The organism is Fusibacter sp., assembly GCF_057447755.1.
Map to the genome: position 1 here is coordinate 1 of NZ_JBVBZF010000193.1, position 6,633 is coordinate 6,633.

Annotated in this window: 6 protein-coding genes; 5 read left to right on the forward strand and 1 reads right to left on the reverse strand. The window is 39.8% G+C overall.

Annotated elements, in window-relative coordinates:
* The 5 genes from AC220I_RS16055 to AC220I_RS16075 all read left to right on the forward strand — a co-directional run.
* On the forward strand, positions 1 to 2,579 hold a 2,579-nt coding region (locus tag AC220I_RS16055), incomplete at its 5' end, for an FAD-dependent oxidoreductase (protein WP_486724874.1).
* 39 nt (positions 2,580 to 2,618) lie between these two features.
* Positions 2,619 to 2,960, forward strand: coding sequence for a hydrogenase maturation nickel metallochaperone HypA/HybF (locus tag AC220I_RS16060; RefSeq protein WP_486724875.1), 342 nt, complete (start codon positions 2,619 to 2,621; stop codon positions 2,958 to 2,960).
* Between the two features lie 157 nt (positions 2,961 to 3,117).
* A complete protein-coding gene (gene speB, locus AC220I_RS16065; protein ID WP_486724876.1) occupies positions 3,118 to 4,056 on the forward strand; it encodes an agmatinase in 939 nt (312 codons plus the stop codon).
* Between the two features lie 402 nt (positions 4,057 to 4,458).
* On the forward strand, positions 4,459 to 4,893 hold the full coding sequence (locus AC220I_RS16070; protein ID WP_486724877.1) for a MarR family winged helix-turn-helix transcriptional regulator: 435 nt from the start codon (positions 4,459 to 4,461) through the stop codon (positions 4,891 to 4,893).
* 187 nt (positions 4,894 to 5,080) lie between these two features.
* Complete coding sequence (locus AC220I_RS16075) at positions 5,081 to 6,124, forward strand: DMT family transporter (RefSeq protein ID WP_486724878.1); 1,044 nt, start codon at positions 5,081 to 5,083, stop codon at positions 6,122 to 6,124.
* A gap of 6 nt (positions 6,125 to 6,130) precedes the next feature.
* On the opposite strand, the gene AC220I_RS16080 is transcribed toward AC220I_RS16075, so the two are convergent.
* A partial coding sequence (locus tag AC220I_RS16080) for a permease (protein ID WP_486724879.1) occupies positions 6,131 to 6,633 on the reverse strand: 503 nt, incomplete at its 5' end.

The window sequence follows — 6,633 nt, forward strand, 5'->3', positions numbered from 1 at the left end:
TAGAACCTGTCACCACGGATGAAATGGCAGAGATCGCTTTGCATTTGGAAATAAGAAAACCTAAAAGTATCAAAGAAGTGGCAAAACTTAGTGGCAAGTCTGAGAAAGAAGTTGAAGAAGTACTTTACAAGATGGCGGTAGACGGTTCTGTGAAATTGGAAAGAGAAAATGGCGAGGATTATTATTTTCTAGAGCTCTTTGTACCTGGAGTCATGGAGTATATGGTTGCCAACAAAGAAAATGTGGAAAAGTATCCTGTTATCGGTGAATGTTTTGAGGAGTATACGCGAAAACTAGGAGGCTTAATGGCAGGCAATTTGCCCGTAGGGCTGGGGGTAATGCGTGTTATACCCATTGAGAGTGCCATAGAGGGAGACACGAGAAGGGCGTCTTATGAAGAGATTGCCTATCTACTCAATAATCACGACGTTTTCTCTGTGGCCGACTGTGCTTGTCGTACATCAATGCGTATCATTGGTGAGGGATGTGGTCATACGGTTGAAGAGATGTGTATTCAACTTGGACCCGCTGCAGAATACTATATCAGGACAGGAAAGGGCCGTGAAATAACCAAGGCTGAAGCCATTGAAATTTGTCAAAATGCGGAGAAAGAAGGCTTGGTACATCAGATTCCAAATCTATCAGGGCCAGGTAAGGCATTAGCGATCTGCAATTGTTGTGGTTGCTCTTGCTTTGGTCTCAGAAATACAACTTTTTACCGAAACCCAGATTTCTCAAGATCAAACTATGTGGTTAAAGTGGACCGTGATAAATGTGTGGCATGTGGTGAGTGTGTGGAAAATTGTCATGCCAACGCTTTGGTTCTTGGACAAAATTTGTGTACCAACACAACAAGTAATTTAAAAACTGAAAAAGAGACGCCTTATGATACAAAATGGGGCAAGGACAAGTGGAATTTTGACTATAGAAACCGAAAAGTGGTTGATGCGGAAGGCACCAGTCCGTGTAAAGCAGAATGTCCTGCCCATATTGCAGTGCAAGGTTATGTAAAAATGGCATCGCAGGGTAGATACAAAGAAGCGCTTGAACTTATCAAGAAAGAAAATCCATTTCCTGCGATATGCGGCCGGATCTGTCCGAGAAATTGTGAATCGGCTTGTACTAGGTCTGATTTAGATGAACCCTTGGCTGTGGATGAAATCAAGAAATTTGTTGCAGATCAGGATTTAAATGCAGCAAATAGATTTATCCCAGAAAAGCGTGCAGATAGACCGGAAAAAATTGCAATAATTGGTGCTGGCCCAGCAGGATTATCCTGCGCCTATTTCTTGGCGGTTGATGGTTATCAGGTAAGTGTATTTGAAAAACAATCAAAACTTGGTGGCATGTTGACTCTTGGTATTCCTTCTTTCAGATTGGGAAAAGAAATTGTAAGTGCTGAAATAGATGTTTTAAAAGCGCTTGGCGTGTCTTTTAAAACAGGTGTGGAAGTGGGCCGAGACATTACGATTTCAAAACTTAGAGAACAGGGCTTTAGTGCTTTTTATATTGCAATTGGGGCACAAAGTGGTCGTTATTTAGGGCTTGAAGGCGAAGCATCAAAAGGTGTGGTCTCAGGTGTGGAATTCTTGAGAGATGTTAGTCTGGATAAGGCAGGACAGTTAGAGGGGCAAGCCATTGTCATAGGTGGTGGCAATGTTGCAATCGATGTTGCTAGAACAGCAGAAAGAATGGGGGCATCAAAAGTGGATCTTTTCTGTCTGGAAAGTCGTTCGGACATGCCAGCCCTTGAAGAGGAGATTGAGGAAGCCTTATCTGAAGGCATTCAGATTAATAATTCATGGGGCCCTAAACGTCTTATACATGAGAACGGTGTGGTGCAAGGCGTTGAATTTCAAAGATGTATTTCAGTTTTTGATCAAGATGGCAAATTCAGTCCGAAATTTGATGATGGCGAAACGAAAGTCATCATGTCAAATCATGTGCTAATTTCTGTGGGTCAAGGTATGGATTGGGGAAATCTTGTAGATGACACTGCAATGACATTAAATCCTAATAAGACCCTTATGGTCGATCCTGTAACGTATCAGACAGCTGAAAAAGATGTATTTGCAGGCGGTGATGCCGTCACAGGGCCTAAGTTTGCAATTGATGCAATCGCACTTGGCAAACAAGGTGCAATTTCAATACACAGATTCGTCCATGGTGATAACTTGGCGATTGGCAGAGAACGCGAGTATCGTGCACTTGACAAGGCAAATCTCGATATGAAAGGCTATGACCTGTTGCCGAGACAAAGAGCACTTCACGTTGATGGTTCAAAATCAAAGGAGACTTTTAAAGATTTAAGGGCAACATTCACTGAAGCGCAAATTCAAAGAGAAACAGAACGCTGTTTAGGTTGTGGTGCAGTGGTCTCAGATGTCTATCAATGTGTGGGTTGCGGTGTGTGCACGACAAAATGTAAATTTGATGCCATCTCCTTGGAGCGTAAATATGACAGTCCCGGAGTTGAGTTTAGCCAGATGAAGTCGGCTGTTATCAAACATGCTGTTAAACGTCAAGGCAGAATTGCAGTGAAGTCCGTCAAGAAAGCCGTCTTCGGACATAAAAATTAAGAGCCTCAATGAGACTTATAATAAAGGAGATGTCTTGCTTTGCATGAAATTGGCGTGGTGATAGAGGTTATTAAGAAAGTAGAAGGTTTTGCTAAGGAGAATTCAATTACAAAAATTGATACCTTGGTCCTTCAAATTGGGGAACTTTCGTCAATGATACCAAGATATGTTGAAGCTTGTTTTCCAGCAGCGGTAGAGGGGACAATTTTGGAGAAAACCAAGCTCAGGATTGAAATAATACCGGCAAATGCCATCTGCGGAAATTGCCAGTCCGTCTACAATCTGATTGAACATAAAAAAATTTGCCCCAAGTGCAAGGGGGCAGATGCAGAACTTTTAAGCGGTAGAGAATTTATGATAAAAGAAATAATCGCATTTTGATTGATACTGGCCCTCCAAATTGCTAAAATAGCAATATGGAGGGCTGTTCTATGTCGCGAATCAAGTTCAATAACTTAATCGGCTTCATGCTTGCCATAAGCACGGAGGACTCATTTTAATTAAAACACATAAGAATAAATTAAAATGGGAGATTAATATGAAGAGAACAAAGGAAATGATACAGGAAAGTTCAATTTGGGCAGGTTTAAACAAGCCGGATATAGGCGTTGACGAGGCAGACGTGGTCGTTTTTGGGATTCCTTATGATGGGGGCGTAAGTTTTAGAAATGGTGCAAAAGAGGCACCAGAGGCCTTGCGTGAAATCACTTATACCATAGCGCCAACCACAGAGTATTTTGAAGATATCTCCGAACTCAAAGTTAAAGATTTAGGTGATATGACGGCAAATGATCGAAATCTCTTATTCAAAGCGGTTGAAGATACAGTGTGTGATTTGGTTATAAGAAACAAGTTCTTTACGATGATTGGTGGAGATCATTCAACGACAATCCCTGTGCAAAGAGGGATAAATAAAGCACTTAGTGAACCCTTTGGTATCATTCATATTGATGCACACTTTGATCTCTGTGATACCTTAGAGGGTGATTATTTGTCACATGGTTCCACTGAGAGAAGAGCTCTTGAGCTCAGTAATATAAAGGGCTTGGATCAGCTTTTTTTCATTGGGATTAGATCCATTGAAATGGATGAGCACAAGTTCTTGAGTGAGAATCCTGTCAATGTAATCAATGCACATCAGTTTAATGCAATGGGTGTGGATGCGGTAATTGAAGCTGTAAAGTCAAAGATGAGCTCTTATAACAAAGTATACATGACGCTTGATATAGATTGTTTGGATCCGGCATATGCTGGTGGCACTGGCACACCTCAATTTGGAGGTTTAACTTCGCGAGAGTTGCTTAACCTTCTCAGGGGTTTGTTTGATTTGCCTATTATAGGATTTGACGTCGTTGAAATTGCACCCAAATTAGATCCAGCACTAACAGCATTATTTGCTGGTAGAAAAATTATTACAGAATGTTGGGGGCATCAATTGAGAAAGCAAAAGTGTCAACAAGTTAAATCGTCAGAATGAGAAATCACATGATTTCTATAGTATGAAAAGAAGAGCCTTTGGCTCTTTTTTTATCATTTTATTCAATAGAATTTGAGCAAAAAGCTCTGATGAGGCATGTTCAACCTTGAACCATGTTGATGAAAATTATTTGAGGCATCATGAGATGGCTAAAATATTTTGGGTTCAAATCGTGGTTAAATGCGATGATTTTTAGACAGTATAGTTGACTGGTAAACTAAAATTATGTTATGATTTATAGAGCATAAAAACCTGAAGATAAGAATCTAAAGATAAGAACCTAAAGATAAGAACCTAAAGATAAGAACCTAAAATAAGAATTAAAAAATGGGTGTCTGTAATTAAGAACTCGATTAAGAAAATCTGAAAATCCGTTTTGTGATATGGAAAAGGAGGCATACTATGAAGGCAATGGCTTTTGGCGCGTTGATTAGGGGGATAACTGCCAATATCAACTACTATATTGGGGAAAAAATAGAACCTTTTGGTGTAAAACAAGGTCAATTTGAGTACTTTATTCAAATATATATGAATCCAGGTATTAATCAACTTGAACTGGCTAGAACCAAAAATGTTGGAAAAGCAAGTGTGACTAAAGCCATCAAGATACTGGAGGATCAAGGCTTTGTAAGAAGAACGGTCGATCCAAAGGACCGTAGAAACATAAGGTGTTATATTACGGATGCTGGTAGGGACATTGTAGAAAATTTTTTAAAGGTGCAGGAGGATATTCAACAGAATATATTTCTTGATTTTACAGAAGATGAAAAAAAACAGTTTTATATGAGTCTGGAAAAGTTGCATAGAAATTCAACTTTATTGATTGAGCGTTCTTGATGTCTTCAACCCATGTTTCAACTCATGTTTCAACCCCTATCAATCTACAAGTCAATAAATCAAATTGTGTCTAAAAGAATTGAAGGTATAATGGTATTTGTTTTGAAATTTGATACAATAATAGATAGACAATACATTATGAAATAGACAATTCATTTTCATGACACAGATTTGAGGGGGAGACATAATGAACTACAAAGCGGTGGGCCTTGCGATTTTAGCGGCCGTTCTCTATGGGATCAGTGCACCGATATCAAAGCTATTGCTTGTTGAATTATCACCAACTTTTATGGCGGCCTTGCTATATTTGGGGGCTGGTATAGGGATGATTGGCCTTAATCTCTTTAGAAAGAGCAAGGGGATAGAAAGTTCAGAGGCGAAAATATCTAGAGTGGAATTACCTTATGTTGTGGGCATGATCCTGCTTGATATTGCGGCACCGATCTTTCTAATGATTGGATTATCTCTGACGACATCATCAGATGCGTCACTTTTAAATAATTTTGAAATAGTTGCGACTTCATTGATTGCCATGATTATTTTTAAGGAAACCATTGGCAAGCGGTTATGGATTGCGATTATACTCATTACAATTTCAAGTATGCTTTTATCCATAAGCAACTTTAGCGATTTTCATTTTTCCCTTGGCTCGATATTCGTTTTGATGGCTTGTATTTCATGGGGCTTTGAAAACAACTGTACACGAATGCTATCACTGAAAGACCCGCTTCAAATCGTCACAATAAAGGGTATTGGATCAGGTACAGGGGCCTTGTTGATTACCATTTTCCTGAAAGCCTTTACATTTAACTTGACTTACATCTTAATCGCATCGGTTTTGGGCTTTTTTGCATACGGCATGAGCATTTATTTTTATATCATGGCACAAAGGGAACTCGGTGCAGCGAGGACCAGTGCTTATTATGCGACCGCCCCTTTTATAGGGGTCATGATTTCATGGATAATGCTCCATGAAAAAATCACGGAGCATTTCTTATTTGCTCTATTTTTAATGATTCTAGGTGCATATTTTGCCGTTACAGAGGTTCACAAACACAAGCATGAACATCAGGCCATGATACATGACCACAAGCATAATCACAGTGATGGCCATCACAATCATAATCATGCGCTTGATTTTAAAGGTGAGCATTCACATATACACACGCATGAGGTGATGACGCATCGACATGCACACTTGCCGGACTTACATCATAGACATTCACATTAAATCCTATTATTTAGAAAACTCTGAAGCCGATTGATACACGGCTTCTTTTGATTCTGAGGACAATATTTTTTCAATCAGTATTGCCCCGATTAAGAAGACTGTTAGGTTGGTAGTAATGTGTAAAATGGTAAATAGTGCACCGAATGACGTGTATTCAAACATGACCATGGGAAGCTTAGCTGTTGACCATACACCTAGGAAGAACATGACATAGGATAGACGTGCTCTTTTCTTAAGGAGTATTGCGGCTAGTGGAAAAGCGGCATATAAAGGACCGGCTGCAAATGAGCCTAGAAGCAAGGCGATGCCAAGCCCCTTGATGCCAGAGTGCTCACCCATGTATTTTATCATAACTTCTTTAGGAACCCAGACATCCAATAAACCGATCAAGAGTAGGATTGGTGGTAAAACGCCAAGCATGGTCAGAAAATTCGAAAGTGTTAGGCTGTTGGCTTGCTTACCAAATTCAGGAATTGTGAGGTTAAGTAGAAGAAGGGCTAAAGCCGTAA

What these genes read in the sequence shown, in the direction of transcription:
- speB (WP_486724876.1), top strand. Translation starts at nt 3,118, where the DNA reads ATGAAGAGAACAAAGGAAATGATACAGGAAAGTTCAATTTGGGCAGGT.
- AC220I_RS16075 (WP_486724878.1), top strand. Translation starts at nt 5,081, where the DNA reads ATGAACTACAAAGCGGTGGGCCTTGCGATTTTAGCGGCCGTTCTCTAT.
- AC220I_RS16070 (WP_486724877.1), top strand. Translation starts at nt 4,459, where the DNA reads ATGAAGGCAATGGCTTTTGGCGCGTTGATTAGGGGGATAACTGCCAAT.